The sequence below is a fragment of the Magnetospirillum aberrantis SpK genome, assembly GCF_011022235.1.
Taxonomy (GTDB): domain Bacteria; phylum Pseudomonadota; class Alphaproteobacteria; order Rhodospirillales; family Magnetospirillaceae; genus Magnetospirillum; species Magnetospirillum aberrantis.
Genome location: NZ_JAAIYP010000038.1, coordinates 384,950 through 400,000, shown reverse-complemented (window position 1 = coordinate 400,000; position 15,051 = coordinate 384,950). Strand labels below are relative to the sequence as shown.

At 65.0% G+C, this 15,051-nt stretch carries 12 protein-coding genes; 5 read left to right on the top strand and 7 right to left on the bottom strand.

Features of this window, described 5'->3' with window-relative positions; genetic code table 11:
• The first annotated feature begins 341 nt into the window (after positions 1-341).
• The 4 genes from G4223_RS13015 to G4223_RS13000 are packed head-to-tail and all read left to right on the top strand — an operon-like array spanning position 342 to position 6,358.
• Positions 342-3,347 carry a PAS domain S-box protein gene (locus G4223_RS13015; RefSeq protein WP_163680307.1) on the top strand — a complete coding sequence of 1,002 codons (3,006 nt, stop codon included), beginning with the start codon at positions 342-344 and terminating at the stop codon, positions 3,345-3,347.
• The gene (locus G4223_RS13010) at positions 3,344-4,561 is read left to right on the top strand and encodes an HDOD domain-containing protein (protein WP_163680304.1); all 1,218 of its coding nucleotides are present in this window, start codon (positions 3,344-3,346) and stop codon (positions 4,559-4,561) included. The genes G4223_RS13015 and G4223_RS13010 overlap by 4 nt, the downstream gene beginning before the upstream one ends.
• Positions 4,554-5,711: an HD domain-containing phosphohydrolase gene (locus G4223_RS13005; protein ID WP_163680300.1), complete on the top strand. Its 1,158-nt coding sequence runs from the start codon at positions 4,554-4,556 to the stop codon at positions 5,709-5,711. The genes G4223_RS13010 and G4223_RS13005 overlap by 8 nt, the downstream gene beginning before the upstream one ends.
• Positions 5,708-6,358, top strand: coding sequence for a DUF6901 family protein (locus G4223_RS13000; RefSeq protein ID WP_163680296.1), 651 nt, complete (start codon positions 5,708-5,710; stop codon positions 6,356-6,358). The genes G4223_RS13005 and G4223_RS13000 overlap by 4 nt, the downstream gene beginning before the upstream one ends.
• 3 nt (positions 6,359-6,361) lie before the next feature.
• Here G4223_RS13000 and G4223_RS12995 read toward each other — a convergent pair whose 3' ends face one another.
• The 5 genes from G4223_RS12995 to ftsE all read right to left on the bottom strand — a co-directional run bounded on the left by G4223_RS12995 (position 6,362) and on the right by ftsE (position 11,902).
• Positions 6,362-8,674, bottom strand: coding sequence for an adenosylcobalamin-dependent ribonucleoside-diphosphate reductase (locus tag G4223_RS12995; protein WP_163680293.1), 2,313 nt, complete (start codon positions 8,672-8,674; stop codon positions 6,362-6,364).
• A gap of 279 nt (positions 8,675-8,953) precedes the next feature.
• Entirely contained in the window at positions 8,954-9,685 is a 732-nt protein-coding gene (locus G4223_RS12990) for a 1-acyl-sn-glycerol-3-phosphate acyltransferase (protein WP_163680289.1), read from the bottom strand.
• The gene (locus G4223_RS12985) at positions 9,682-10,278 is read right to left on the bottom strand and encodes a YdcF family protein (RefSeq protein ID WP_241004093.1); all 597 of its coding nucleotides are present in this window, start codon (positions 10,276-10,278) and stop codon (positions 9,682-9,684) included. Before G4223_RS12985 ends, G4223_RS12990 begins: the two co-directional genes overlap by 4 nt.
• A gap of 41 nt (positions 10,279-10,319) precedes the next feature.
• Positions 10,320-11,210 (bottom strand): cell division protein FtsX, encoded by an 891-nt coding sequence (locus G4223_RS12980; protein WP_163680282.1) that lies wholly within the window; start codon positions 11,208-11,210, stop codon positions 10,320-10,322.
• Positions 11,210-11,902, bottom strand: a complete 693-nt coding sequence (gene ftsE / locus G4223_RS12975) for a cell division ATP-binding protein FtsE (protein WP_163680280.1) — start codon at positions 11,900-11,902, stop codon at positions 11,210-11,212. The genes G4223_RS12980 and ftsE overlap by 1 nt, the downstream gene beginning before the upstream one ends.
• A gap of 122 nt (positions 11,903-12,024) precedes the next feature.
• On the opposite strand from ftsE, the gene G4223_RS12970 reads away from it, so the two are divergent.
• Entirely contained in the window at positions 12,025-12,930 is a 906-nt protein-coding gene (locus G4223_RS12970) for a DUF3426 domain-containing protein (RefSeq protein WP_163680424.1), read from the top strand.
• A gap of 286 nt (positions 12,931-13,216) precedes the next feature.
• On the opposite strand, the gene G4223_RS12965 is transcribed toward G4223_RS12970, so the two are convergent.
• Together G4223_RS12965 and G4223_RS12960 are read right to left on the bottom strand one after the other, a co-directional pair.
• Positions 13,217-13,894 (bottom strand): M24 family metallopeptidase, encoded by a 678-nt coding sequence (locus G4223_RS12965; RefSeq protein ID WP_163680277.1) that lies wholly within the window; start codon positions 13,892-13,894, stop codon positions 13,217-13,219.
• Between the two features lie 27 nt (positions 13,895-13,921).
• Positions 13,922-14,992 (bottom strand): FAD-binding oxidoreductase, encoded by a 1,071-nt coding sequence (locus G4223_RS12960; protein ID WP_163680274.1) that lies wholly within the window; start codon positions 14,990-14,992, stop codon positions 13,922-13,924.
• Between the last annotated feature and the right edge of the window lie 59 nt (positions 14,993-15,051).

Here is a 15,051-nt window from a genome sequence, read left to right as displayed (position 1 = left end):
TTTTTTTAATTATTAAAAAGATATGGATAACGCCAAGTTTATTCACGATTTCGTGGAAAATAGTTTGGAAGGGTGGTGTGAACGTCAACCGCAGGTGGGCTTTGTCCCGATCTTGGATTTAAGTCTTTGGTATTAGGGCGGACTGCATTCAAGTTGTTCCGCGATTGTTAACAAGTTCATCATTGCGTTAACAAATATTTGTGCGGTTCAATCGCCATTAACTATTTCTGCTTGAAGACGTGGTTGGCATATTTCCTGTGCGGATGTTTTGAATTGTCGGCGGGTATCCGTGTGTTATATTCAATTCTTATGGGGCATGCGGGCGAAATGTAGAGGGAGCGATGCACGAGCGGCTTGCCCTTCAATTGCGGGATGCTACACGTTCCGACGGAACGGTCGATCTGGACTGCCTTCTGGCGGCCGTGGACGCCAGTTATGCCATAGCCGATGGCGAACATGCGGCGCGCCCTCAGGACGAGGAGGTGCGGCGCGAACTGGCCCGCCTGCGTCAGGATGTCCTGAGCGAAGCCAAAGCCAGATTCGACGCGGTCATGGACAACGTGGGCGAGGCGGTGGTGACCGTTGGCCTTGACGGCTCCATCCTGACCTTCAACCGCGCGGCCGAGGGCATGTTCGGCTATGCCGCCGCCGATGTGGTGGGGCGCGATATGGCCATGCTGACCACCGAGGCGCGGGCCGAACGGTTTCGGGCGGTTTTGGCCGAATTCGCCCGCAGCGGTGATAGCGGTCCCCTTGAGCACATTCGCGAAAGCGAGGGTGTGCGCCATGATAGCGACATCTTTCCCATCGAGATCGCCCTGGCCGGCATCGACCATGGCGACCGGCGGCAACTGGTCGGGGTTATCCGCGACATGTCGGTGCAGGTGGAAACCGAACGACAGTTGCGCGAAAGCGAGGGACGGTTCCGCGATCTGGTGGGGTCGGCCTCGGACTGGTTCTGGGAAACCGACGCCGAGCATCGGCTGACCTTCGTTTCCGAACGGATCGCCTCGGTGCTGGGGGTGAAGGCGGCGGCCATCGTCGGCAACACCTTTTTCGACCTGGGTCTGGCCGACGATCCGGCGGCCGCGGCCGAACATCTGGACGAACTGGCCGAGCGTCGGCCGTTCCGCGACCGGGTCTTCCATGTCGGCCCACCCGAAGGCCATGACAGCCGGGTCATCCGCATCAGCGGCATTCCCGTGTTCAACCCGGTCGGCGACTTTGTCGGCTATCGCGGCGTCGGTGTCGATGTTACCCGCGAGGTGGTGGCCGAACGCCGCGCCCATAAGGCCCAGCAATTGCTGGCCGACGCCATCGAGCGTATCGTCGATGGTCTGGCGATCTACGACGCCAATGATCGTCTGGTGTTGTTCAACCCGGAATACGCCAAGGTTTTCGCCGGCCTTACCCGGGAAATGCGGCCCGGCGTGCGGTTCGAGACTTTGCTGCGCAGCAATCCGGCGGTGTTCGACACCGAGAGCGAGGATTTCGAGCATTGGGTGGAACGGCGGATGGAATACCATCGTGCCGCTTCGGGCCAACCTTTCGTGGTGCGGCTGAGCTCCGGGCGATGGATCCTGCACCGGGAGTTCCGCATGGCCGACGGTGGGGTGGTGGGGCTTCGCACCGACATCACCGAACTCAAGCTGCGCGAACAGGAATTGGAAAGCCTGCGCCGGCTGTACCGTGTCATCCTTGATACTGCCGGCGAAGGCATCGTCGGTTTGGATACCGATGGCCGGGTGACCTTCGCCAACCGCCGGGCCGGCGATTTGCTGGGGCGTGTTTCCGAGGCCATGGTGGGTTGCGACTTCCATGCCCTGGCGCAGCCGCGTGACGAAGAGCTGTGGCGGGCCGAGGAAACGGCTCTTGGCCGAATCCGTGCGTTGGGGGCCTCGGCCGGCGTTGCCGAAGATCGCTTCGTGCGGGCCGACGGTTCCGAGATGCCGGTGGATTACGAAATCTCGCCCATCAACGAGGATGGACGTCTGGCCGGTGCGGTGGTGGTGTTTCGTGACGCCACCTTGCGGCTGCGTTATGAGCAGACCCTGGCCGACAGCCACCGCGAACTGGAACGTCTGGTGGCCGAGCGGACCGGCGAACTGACGCGGGAGGTGGCCAACCGGGCCCGCACCGAAAGCGCGCTCAGGGAATCGCGGGAACGCCTGAAGGGGATCAGCGACAGCCTGTTCGAGGGGGTTCTGGTGATCAACCGGAGCGGCCTTCTGACCTTCGCCAATCCGTCGGCCCGAACCCTGCTCGACCTTGACGACGAACCCGAGGGGTTCCCCGTCGAATCGGTGTTCTCGATACGTCATGGCGTGGGGGACGATTGCGTGGCGGCGCCCTGGGCGTCGGTTCTGGCCGGCGCCGGAAATTTCTGTGACAACGACGCGGTGTTCCTGACCGCCGGGGGCAAGCGGCTCGAAGTGGCCTACGCCTGTTCGGCGGTGAGTGGGGACGGTGGCGGTATCCGGGCGGCGGTGATCTCGTTTCGCGACATCTCGCCGCTCAAATCGGCGCAGCGCGACGCGCTTCAGGCCTCGCGCATGGCCAGTGTCGGCCAATTGGCGGCCGGCATCGCCCACGAGATCAACACGCCGATCCAATATATCGGCGACAACTTGCGTTTCATCGCCGAATCCATGGCCGACATCGCCGCCGCCGTGTCGGAAGGGCGCATGGCCGGCGTCGCCGCCTTCGACCAGGCCATGGACAGCCACGACATCGCCTATCTCCTGGACGAGATACCGCGTGCCGCCAGCCAGTCGCTGGACGGCGTGGCGCAGGTGGCGAGGATCGTCCTGTCCATGAAAGAGTTCTCGCATCCGGGGGCTTCCCACAAGACCATGGCCGACCTCAACCGGGCGCTGGACAGCACCATCACGGTCAGCCGCAACACCTGGAAGCATGTGGCGCGCATCGACACCGACTTCGCGGCCGACCTGCCGACGGTGCCGTGCTACGCCGGCGAGCTCAATCAGGTGTTCCTGAACCTGATCGTCAACGCCGCCCACGCCATCGAGGCCGCGGGACGCGGCGGCGACGGCCGCATCCTGGTCAGCACCCGCGTCGAGGGCGAGTGGGTGGTGGTGCGGGTGGCCGACAACGGCACCGGCATCGCCCTTGATGTTCGCGACAAGATTTTCGACCCGTTCTTCACTACCAAGGAGGTGGGAAAGGGTACGGGCCAGGGGCTGGCCATCAGCCGGGACGTGGTGGTGGTCAAGCATCACGGCAGGATCGACGTGGACAGCCGGCCGGGGGTTGGTGCAACCTTCAGTGTCTGGCTGCCTCTGGCGGTCGAAGACGACGTGCAGGACGGGTATGGGGACCCATCATGAGTGAGCGTATTCGGGTTCTTTTCGTCGATGACGACGCCAACATCCTGTCGGGGCTGAAACGACTGATGCGGGGATGCGCCGATTTCGACAGCCGGTTCTGCCTGGGGGGCGAGGAAGCCTTGGCCTTGATGGAGCGCGAACAGGTCGACGTGGTGGTGTCCGACATGCGCATGCCGCAGATGGACGGCGCCGAATTCCTGAACCAGGTCCGTGCCCGTCATCCCGGCACCATCCGCGTCATCTTGTCGGGCTACGCCGATTCCGAAAGTGTGCTGCGCACGGTGGGGCCGGCCCACCTTTATCTGGCCAAGCCGTGCGATCCCGGCGCCTTGATGGAGGCCATCGCCCGGCCCGTGGCCTTGCGCCGGCTGCTGGCGTCGGAAGGATTGCGTACGGCGCTGACCCGGCTCAGCAACCTGCCGTCTCCGCCCGACCTGTTCTTCCAGCTCGAGGACGAATTGCGCTCGCCGGCGGCGTCGGCGGCGTCGGTGGCGGCCATCATCGCCCATGACGTCGCCATGACCGCGGAATTGCTGAAGCTCACCAACTCCGCCTATTTCTCGGTATCGGGTCGGGCGGCGACGCCGCTTCAGGCGGTTCGCACCTTGGGGCTGGACATCGTCAGCGCCCTGGTGTTGCGCATCGGCATCTTCCGCCGCCTTGAAGGCAACAGCGCCATCGCCGACTTGATGGAGGCGCTTAACGATTATTCCTTGTCCGTCGCGGCGTTGGCGGAACGCATCGCCGAGGCCGAGGGGGCGTCGGCGGCGGTGGCCAAGACCGCCTATTGCGCCGGTATGCTGTGCGCGGTCGGCGCGGTGGTGTTGCTTGACACCTTTTCCGACAGCTATCCCCGCCTGTTCGTCCGCAGCACCGCCGAGGCACCGGCCTTCACCGTCGAGACCAAGGCCTATGGCGCCAACCATGCGTTGATCGGCGCCTATCTGCTGGGGCTTTGGAACTTCGCCGACCCGGTGGTCGAGGCGGTGGCCCATGCCTGTTTGCCGTCGGCATGCATGGGTAGCGAGAATGTGGTGCTGACGGCGGTGCATGCCGCGCGCGTGTTGGGGCCGCGCTTTCCCTTGATCCCGGCGGGGGCTCCCGCCCAGCCGGTCCTGGACATGGCCTATCTGAGCGAGGCGCGCAAGGATTTGCGTCTGGTCGCGTGGAAGGCCATCGCCGCCCAACAAGCTGCGGAGGCTAGGCATGCCTGAACGTGTGTTGCTGATCGACGACGACCCCAATTTGCTGTCCGCGCTTCAGCGGCAATTGCGCAAGCAATTCGCCCTGACCTGCGCCGAAGGCGGTGCCCAGGCGTTGCAGGCGGTGGCCGAGGCGAACGAAAAACGCGAGCCTTTCGCCGTGGCGGTGTGCGACATGCGCATGCCGGGAATGGACGGTATCGAGGTGTTGTCGCGCATCCGCACGCAGGCTCCCGAGACGGTGCGCATGATGTTGACCGGCAACGCCGACCAACAGACGGCCATCGACGCCATCAACCACGGCTCGATCTTTCGTTTCTTCACCAAGCCCTGCCCGGCCGAGGATCTGGCGGTGGGCATCCAGGCCGGCATCGACCAGCACCACCTGATCACCGCCGAGAGGGAATTGCTGGAAAGCACCCTGGCCGGAAGCGTCAAGGTGCTGGCCGACGTGGTCGCCATGAACGATCCGGTGGCCTATGGGCTGGCCACCCGGTTGCGCGAATGGGTGCGGTTGCTGACCGTCGAGTTCAAGCTGCCGTCGCGCTGGCAACTGGACATGGCGGCCATGTTGCTGCCCATCGGCCAGGTGGCCATTCCCCCCGAACTGGTCGCCAAGAAGCGTCGGGGCGAGACCTTGACCGAGGCCGAGACGTCATTGTTCGTCCGCGCCCCCGAGGCTGGGCGCAACCTGATCGCCAACATTCCCCGCCTGGGCAAGGTGGCGGAAACCATTTGGCTCCAGGATCGCGGCTACGACGGTTCGGGTTTTCCGTCCGACGGACCGCGCGGCGCCGACATTCCCTTCGACGCCCGGCTGTTGAAGATTCTCAAGGACCTGGCCGAGGCCTGCCCGTCGGGCATCCCCGATCCCAGCGCCTTCGCCCAGTTGGACCGCAATCGCGGGCAATACGATCCGGCGCTTCTGGTCAAGGTGCGGTCGTGTCTGATGTCGCTGCTTGGATCGACGGCGCCGGTCGAGGCCGAGGTGCCGGTTTCGACGCTGCGGCCCGGTCATCTGGTGCTGTCCGACATCCGCCTGACCAACGGCCATTTGATCCTGGCCGCCAACACCACGCTGTCGGCGGCCCAGGTCGAACGCCTGCGCTCGTTGGGCAAGATCTACAGTTTCGTCGAACCGGTGCGGGTGCGGGTGGGATGACCGCCTTCACCTACGCCTTCGTGTTCGGCGGCGGACGTGAGTTGAAGCTTGAGCTCACCTTCGACGCCGACATGAGGTTGGCCCAACGGGCCGAGGCGGAGTGGACCCGCCTGGATTTTCACCGTTGTTCCCATTGTCCGTTGCCGTCCGAGGTCGGGCATTGCCCGTTCGCTACCGGCCTTGCGCCGTTCATGGCCGGTTTCGACGGCATGGATTCGTTCGAACGCGCCCAGGTGATGGTGCGCTCGGCCCAACGGGTGGTGGTGGGCGAACGGGCGGTCCAGCACGGCTTGGCGTCGTTGATCGGCCTGATCGGCGCCACCTCGGGCTGTCCCCGGCTCGACTTCTTCCGACCCATGGCCCGCTTTCACCTGCCGTTCTCCAGCGAACAGGAGACCCTGGTCCGGGCCATTTCCATGCATTTGCTGGACGACTGGATCAACGGTCGGCCGCTGGCGTTGGACGACCTTGCCGCTGGCTACCATGCGGCCGCGCTGGTCAACCGCACCATGGCCGACCGTATCCGCGCCGCCTTTCGCCGCGACGCGGTGGTCAACGCCTTGGTCAGCCTGGACGCTTACGCCCAGGCGGTGCCGCTGGTGATCGAGGACGAACTGGAGGAACTGGCGCCGCTGTTCAGGCGCTGATCCTCAGCCGCACTTGGAATAGCCGCAAGACAGGCAGGAATCGCAGCCTTCCGAACGGACCAGCGATGGCTGGTTGCATTTGGGGCAATGGCGCAGCCGGCTTTCGCCCAGGTTCACCACCTGCTTGGGCTCTGCCACCCGATCGGGTTCGTCGCGCGCGGTCTTGGAATCGGGCAGGAAGCCGATGTTGATCATGTGCCGCTCGATGACGTCGCCGATGGCCGCCAGCAACGACGGCACGTAACGGCCGCGCATCCACTGGCCGCCACGCGGGTCGAACACCGCCTTCAGTTCCTCGACCACGAAGGCGACGTCGCCGCCACGGCGGAACACCGCCGAGATCATGCGGGTCAGGCCGACCGTCCAGGCGAAGTGCTCCATGTTCTTGGAGTTGATGAACACCTCGAACGGGCGGCGGCGGCCGTCCTGGATGATGTCGTTGATGGTGATGTACATGGCGTGTTCGCTGTCCGGCCAGCGCACCTTGAAGGTGGAGCCGGGCAACGCCTCGGGCCGGTCCAGCGGCTTGGTCAGGTGCACCACGCCGCCGGCCTCGAGGAAGTCCTCGGCCTGGGGCTTTGGGGCGTTCAGCGGCAGTTCCGGCTCGGCCGGTTTCTCGTCCTTCTTGACCGTCAGCACGGAGCCGGTGATGTCGTTGGGACGATAGGTGGTGCAGCCCTTGCACCCCAACTCATAGGCCTTTTCGTAGACGTCGCGGAAATCCTCGAAGGCGATGCTCTCGGGGACGTTGATGGTCTTCGAGATCGAGCTGTCGATGAAGGTCTGGACGGCGGCTTGCATCACCACATGCTCGGCCGGGGTCAGGGACTGGGCATCGACGAAGGCGGCGGGCAGGGGAGCCTGTTCGCCCTTGAGACGGCGGAACAGGCGGTAGGCGTAGTCGCTCACCTCTTCCTGGCGCCGCGTGCCGTCGGGTTGCAGCACCTGACGGGTGTAGGTGAACGAGAACACCGGTTCCAGCCCCGACGAGACGTTGTCGGCGAACAGGGAAATGGTGCCGGTCGGGGCGATCGAGGTCAGCAGCGCGTTGCGGATGCCGTGCTCGGCGATGGCCGCCTGGACGTCGGCGTCCAACGTCTGGATGTTCTCGCCGGACAGGTACTTTTCCGTGTCGTACAGCGGGAACGCCCCCTTTTCCTTGGCCAGTTCGACCGAGGCCAGATAAGCCTCGCGCCGCACCGCGGCCAGCCATTGCTTGGTCAGCGTCACTGCCTGCTTGCCGCCATAGCGCGCCCCGCACAGGATCAGCGCGTCGGCCAGACCGGTGATGCCAAGGCCGATGCGGCGCTTGGACTTGGCCTCGTGCTCGTGCATGGGCAGCGGGAAACGCGACACGTCGATGACGTTGTCCATCATGCGCACGGCGGTCCGCACCAGGCTGCCCAGGCGGTCAAGGTCGATGCGGGCGTTGCCCTCGAACGGGTCGGACACCAGCTTGGCCAGGTTGATCGAGCCCAACAGGCACACGCCATAGGGCGGCAAGGGCTGTTCGCCACAGGGATTGGTGGCGTGGATGCTTTCGCAATACCAAAGATTGTTCAGGCGGTTGATGCGGTCGATGAAGATCACGCCCGGCTCGGCATAGGCGTAGGTGGCGCGCATGATCTTGTCCCACAGCGCGCGGGCCGGCATCGACTTGTACACCGTGCCGTCGAACACCAGTTCCCAATCGGAATTGTCCTTCACCGCCTGCATGAAGGCGTCGGACACCAGCACCGACAGGTTGAACATGCGCAGCCGCCCGGCCTCGCGCTTGGCGTCGATGAACGCTTCGATGTCGGGGTGGTCGCAGCGCATGGTCGCCATCATGGCGCCACGGCGCGAGCCGGCGCTCATGATGGTGCGGCACATGGCGTCCCAGACGTCCATGAACGACAGCGGGCCCGAGGCGTCGGCGCCCACACCCTTGACCGGCGCGCCCTTGGGCCGGATGGTGGAGAAGTCGTAGCCGATGCCGCCACCCTGCTGCATGGTCAGCGCGGCCTGCTTCAGGTGCTCGAAGATCCCTTCCATGTCGTCGGGGATGTCGCCCATGACGAAGCAGTTGAACATGGTGACGCGGCGTTCGGTGCCGGCGCCCGAGATGATGCGGCCGGCCGGCAACATCTTGAAGTCGGCCATGGCGTCATGGAAACGCTCGGCCCAAAGATCGGCGTCTTTTTCCACGGAAGCCAAGGAAACAGCCACGCGACGCCACGTATCGGCGATGGTTTTGTCCACAGGCTCGCCTTCGGCCGTCTTGAACCGATACTTCATGTCCCAGATCTGTTGGGAAATGGCGGCAACCTGCGTCATGCCCGTTCCTTTACCGTAAAATCGCACCATCGGCCGCGCCCCGGCGCGCGTCCTTGAAAATAGTACAAATGTGAAGTTTTCTGCCGGATTGAAGGGGCGGAGTCTAGGGCCGCGCCCGGTGCGGCGTCAAGAATTTGTTCTTTTTTTGTTTGCACAGAGCAAGTGCTTGATTCCCCTTGGCTCTGGCTGGTTATCCTGCTTATCCACAACAGGAGAACGAAAACCGCACACGCGCTTCCACAATCTTATCCACAGCATGGCGATCACTTGCGCCGAAGCTCAGCGGGGCAGGTGCGGCCAGCGGGCGCGGGCGTCGGCGGCCAATTCCGCCGAGGCGGTCTCGATGGCGTCTTCGAGCCGGGCCATGAATGTCTTGCGGTCCAGCCCCGCCTCGATGGGCGGAAGGAAGCGGATGGTTACCTGGCCGGGCCGCTTGGCCAGCGAACCGCGTCCCCAGAACAGGCCGGAATTGAGCGCCACCGGCACGCAGGGCAATCCCATTCCGGCATAGAGCATGGCCACGCCGGTATGATATTCGGGCGTGGCGCCGACGTCGTGGCGGTGGCCTTCGGGGAAGATCAGCACCTGGCGGCCCTCTGCCGCAGCGTCCTCGGCCCCCTTGACCATGGATTTCAGCGCCTTCATGCCGGCCGCGCGGTCGATGGCGATCACGCCGGTCTTGCCCAGGTACCAGCCGAAGAACGGAATGCGCAGCAATTCCTTTTTCAGGATCACCGCCGGATCGTCGAGGATCAGGCGGAAGGCGAAGGTCTCGAGCGTCGATTGGTGCTTGGAGGCGACCAGGGCGGCGCCCTTCGGCACTTCGCCCTCGACACGGTAGGCAAGGCCGCATGTCAGCCGCAGCAGCACGAAGGCCCCCTTGACCCAGAAGCGGGCGGCCAGTGCCACCACGCGCGGCGAACTCAGCAGCAGGGGCAGGTAGACGACGCCAAGGACCAGCGTCCACGCGATGAACAGGGCGGCGAACAGGGCGGAGCGGATTTGGGTCACGGGGCGCTTTTCCTCGGCAGGAACCAGTGGCGGGCCACGGCCGCCAGATATTTGGTGTATTCGGTGGCCAACAGTGCCGCCGTGCCCGGCCAACGCCACCATTCCTGGCTTTTCACCCCTTCGGGGAACACCGGGTGGGGGACGATGGCGACATCGGGCATGGCGTAGCCCAGTTCGGTCAGGCTGCGTGGCATGTGGTAGGCGCCGGTGACCAGACGCAGCGAGCGGACATCGTGTCTGGTCGCCCATTGCGCGGTTTCCGCGGCGTTGCCGACGGTGTCGCCGGCCACATGGCCCAGAGCGATGGTCGCGGCCAGTTCGGGTGGCGCGTTGTTGGCCAGTTTCAGGATGTCGGCGATCTCGACGCCCCGGTGCACGCCGGAGATGAACAATTGCCGCGCCAGTCCCGCCTGCAACAGCGCCAGCCCGGTCGTCAGCCTTTCGCTGCCGCCGGTCAACACGACGATGGCGTCGGTGTGGCTATGCTCGTCCTCGACCCTGGCCGGCAAGGTGGTGGCGAACCACACGAACCCCGCCACCCACAATGCGGCCAGCCCGAGCAGTCCGGCCAGAACGAAACCTCCGACTTTCAACAGCCTCCGCCGACAGCGGCGGCATGGTGTTTCCTGGGTGCTCATGGCATGCGGGCCAGGGTGCCGTGCACGGTCAGCCGCGCGGTGTACATGGCCAGTACCGCGGCGATCAGCGGCAGCAGGCCGATCACCACCCAGCCGGTCACCGGCAGCGACAGGCTGGGCAGGAACCCGCCTTCGATTCGTCGCGCCGCCATGCCGATGGCTCCCAGGGTCGGCACCGCCAGGGCAAGGCCAAGCAACCCGCCGGAAAAGCCCAGGGAAAAGGCGCGGTCGGCGAATTGGCGGGCGATGTAGTCGTCATGGGCGCCGATCAGATGCAGCACCTCGATCACGCCCTTGTGCACGGCCATGCCGGTGCGGGTGGCGTAGACCACGGTGGCCGAGGTGACGCCGCCGATCACCACCACGATGCCGATGGCCACCCATTGCGTGGTGAGCGACAGGTTGATCAGCCGCGACAGCCACACCCGGTGGTCGTCCAAGCTGGCGCCAGGAACCGTGTCGGACAACCGTTCGGCCAGTTCCGCCACGTCCAGGCGGGAATCGGGATCGACCGAGACGTCCACCAGACGCGGCAACGGCAGGTCGCGCACCACGTCGGCGTTGCCCAGCCACGGTTCCAGAAGGGCGATGAGCTGTTGCTTGTCGAGCGCCCGCGCCGCCTTGACCCCCGGTGTCCGCCGCAGCAGTTCCACCGCTTGGCGCACACGGTCCTCGGTCAGCATCTCTCCGGCCTCTCCGGGGACGGGGGCGACCTGAACGGTCAGGGTGCCGGCGACGTCGTGGTCCCAGCGGCTGACCAGTCCGGCCAGAACGAACGTTCCGGCCACTGCCACCGCCGACAGATAGACCATCAGCGCGACCAGCCATGGCAGGAAGCGCGAGGTGGCGTCGCCCTTGAGCGGCAGATCTGACCGACGGCGCAGCATTACTCTTCGACCTTAGACACGGTGCCGTGTTCCAGGTGCAGGCGCTTGTGGTGGGCAAAACGCTGCACCAGCCCTTCGTTGTGGGTGGCGATGACGATCGTGGTGCCCAGCTTGTTCAATTCCTCGAACAGGTGCAACAGCCGCATGGCGATATGGTCGTCTACGTTGCCGGTCGGTTCGTCGGCCAGCAACAGGTCGGGACGGCCGATCACCGCCCGCGCGATGGCGACGCGCTGTTTCTGGCCGCCGGACAAGGTGGATGGCTTGGCGTTCAGATGGTCGGCCAGTCCCACCCAGCCCAGCAACTCGGGAACGTGCTTTTGCACCTCGGATTCCTTGACCCCGCGCACGCGCAGCGGCAAGGCCACGTTGTCCAGCGCCGACAGGTGGTCGAGCAGGCGGAAATCCTGGAACACCACGCCGATCCGGCGTCTGAGTGCCGGCAGTTCATAGCGCTTGGTCTGGGCGATGTCGCGGTCGAACAGCATGACGCGGCCGCGTGTCGGACGCAGCCCCAAGTACATCAGGCGCAACAACGAGGACTTGCCGGCACCCGAAGGCCCGGTCAGAAAGTGAAAGGACCCCGCCGGCAAGGCAAAGCTGATGTCCTGGAGCACTTCAGGTCCCAGGCCATAGCGCAATCCGACCCCATCGAGCCGAATGATATGTTCCCCACGAGGGCGACGGCGCACAATAGGTTCTCCCGACGGGCCGCAGGATGACACGCGGCATTGGCTTTCGTCCAGCGCGCGCTTGTGTTGCTTTTGCGATAGTCCTATAACGGAGGTCGTCTTGGGCTAGGGCCTGCCGTCCCATGCTGATCAGCTGTCCCAGTTGTGCCACCAATTTCTCGGTTCCCGACAAAGCGTTGCTGCCGTCGGGGCGGACGCTCAAATGCGCCAAATGCGGCCATAAGTGGTTCCAGTCGCCGCCAGAGCCGCAAAGCGATTTCGCCTTGGACGAAAGTTCGTTCCCGCCGCCGCCGCGTCCGGTCCCGGCACCCGAACCCACCTTCGATAGAGAACCGGATTTCGAGCCGGTACGGCGTCCCGCTTTCTCCGCGTCCGAACCTGACGACGACATGATGGCGGCGTCCGTGTCCGCCCCGGCCGACAGCGGTCTCGACCTGGACATGGAAGACCCGCCGATTCCCGATTTCGGCCCCAGGGCCAAGGTGGACACCGGCGCTCCCTCGCACGAAGCCGACATCGATCCCGATTCCGCGCCTCAGCCGGTTCCCGACATTTTCACGGGCCAGGGCGGACGCAAGGGCACCGGCCTTTTGTGGTTCCTGCTGCTGGTGCTGCTGTTGGGTGGTGGCGCCGGTGGAATCTATTATTTCCAGGACAAGGTGGTCGATTTGTGGCCGCCGGCCCACGAGCTGTTGACCAAGGCGGGGCTGCGCAACGAACGGCCCGGCGCCGGTCTTGAACTGCGCAATGCCGGCACTCCCGAACGGTTCGTCCAGAATGACGTCGAAGTTCTGATCGTGCGCGGCATCATCGCCAACATCTCGGACCGCGAGCGTTCGGTGCCGACCATGAAGCTGGTGCTGTTGGACCGTGACAAGGCGGTGGTCCAGGAAAAGCAGGCGCCGCCCCCGGTCACCGCGCTGGACCCCGGCGGCACCGCCGGTTTCCGCATCATCCTGGAACGTCCCGATCCCAACGCGGTCGAGGTCAACGTGCTGTTCGTCGACCCGCGCGAGGAAGCGAAATAGGCGGCAAGTCCGCACTGACCAAAAGGGCGGCTTTGAGCCTGTGTGAAAACAGGATTCCCTGCACCCATCAGATGAGAGAAGCCCATCAGATGAGAGAAAATGCCCGAGGCGCAGGCTTCGGGCTTTTTTGGGTTCTTCGCCGATTTGCGGGGAAGGGCCCATCAACAGGGCGTCACCCCGGCTCGCGCTACGCTTGGCCAGAGTGACGCGAATTGAACAGCAGCGTCCCGGAATCCGGCGATGAATCCGAAAAAGGCCTCCGGATGGTGGTCCGAGGGCCTTGAACTCAGAAGAAGCTGTCTTCCAGCAACATGTCCTCGAAGAAGGTGCCGAACGGGCGCTGCGGGTGCAGAAGATGGATTTCCAGCACCCACAACAGGCTGGACGGATGGAAGTCCACCTCGGCCAGCGGGCCGTCGTGGATCGCCGCATGGGGAAAATCGGCGAGACGGTGGCCGGACAGGTCCAGGTTCAGCTTCCATCCCCGCTCCGCCGCCTGACGGGCGGCGAATTCATACAATTCGCGGCCGCTTGCCGGGCGACGCAGCCATTCCTGGCGGGTCAGATGGAAGATGGTCCTGGCGTCCTCGGCCCCACGCCGCATGTCGGGATCGTCGCCGACGACGAAGGTGTCGCCGGCGTCGCCTTCCCATTTCTTCCACACCGGTCCGATGTCCACGAAGAACACGTCGGTTTCACCCAGCACCACGCCGGCATCCGAGGGCGCGCCGAAGGTCTTGGTGGTGTTGGTGCCGAAGCGGACGTAGACGTCGTGCCAGTTGCGCACCATGCCGCGTTCGGCCAACAGGGTGCGGGCCATGGCGACCGCGTCCTCTTCGACCATGCCGGGGCGGACGTTGGCGGCGATGTCGTCGACCGCTTGGCGGACCAGGGTCCGCACTTCCAGCATCTTGTCGCGGTCAAAGGCGGTTCCGACATTTTCCAGGGGATGAATCAGGGTCATTTCCGTCAGGTTCTCTCTTGTTGAGGGTCAGGGGATTTCACGGGGAAGAACCACCCGCAACCCGTCCAGGGCTGGTGACAAAAGCACTTGGCAGGCCAGTCGGTGGTTGTCGGCGGGATCGTCCAGCGCGGCCAGCAGGCGGGCCTCGTCGGCGTCGGCCTTGGGCAGGCGGGGAAAGTGTTCGGGCGCGATGGCGACCCGGCAGGTGCCGCAGGATTTCTTGCCACCGCAGACCGACAGCAACGGCATGTGGGCCGCCCGCAGGACCGCCAGCAGGGAGGTGCCGGAACTGGCGGCGAGCGTGTGGGCGTTGCCGTCGCCATCGATGGCGGTGACGGTCAGGGGCGCGACGGCGGTGGTTGCCGCCTCTTCTTCCTGTGGCGGCGAGAACGGGTCGGCGTGGAAGCGGTCGGCGGGCAACCCGTGGCTTCCCACGAACAGGTGCCGCGCCGCCTCGACCATCACCGGAACGCCGCAGGCGTAGACCTGGGCGTCGGCCAGCGAGGGGAAGTCGCGGGCCGCCTGATCCTGGACGAAGCCCTGGCGGTAGGCGCTGCCGGCCGGCGGCTGTTCCAGCACCGGTACGAAATGGAACCACGGCAATTGTTCGGCCAGATCCCGCAGATGGTCGGCGAGATAGAGGTCGTCCGTTGTTCGGACACCCCAATACAGGTGGACCGGCGCGGCATGCCCGGAACGGGCCAGCCGTTCGACGATGGCGTTGAGGGGGGCGATTCCCGTTCCCACCGCCAGCATCAGCGTCGGGCCGTCCCACGGAACCCAGACACAGCCGCCGAACGGTCCCAGCGCGGCCACGGCGGCGCCATGATCCAGCTTGGTCAGCGTCCTGTCGGAAAACAGGCCGCCGGGATGGATGCGGACATGCAGTTCGACCGTGCCGTCGGCGTCCCAGGCTCGGGCCATGGAATAGCACCGCGCCTGCCCGTCCGGCAGTTGGATGGACAGGAACTGTCCTTCGTCATAGGGCATGGCTCGCCCTTCCTCGGGCGCCAGCGCCAGACGCACCACCGACGGCGATACCTTTTGTTTTTCCACGACCCGGAACGCGAAGCGTTCCGCAACAGCACTCGACCGCATTTCGCACGTCCGTTCAGGTTGTTGACCTGGGACGGGATGCTAGGGTGTTGTTGGTCCCC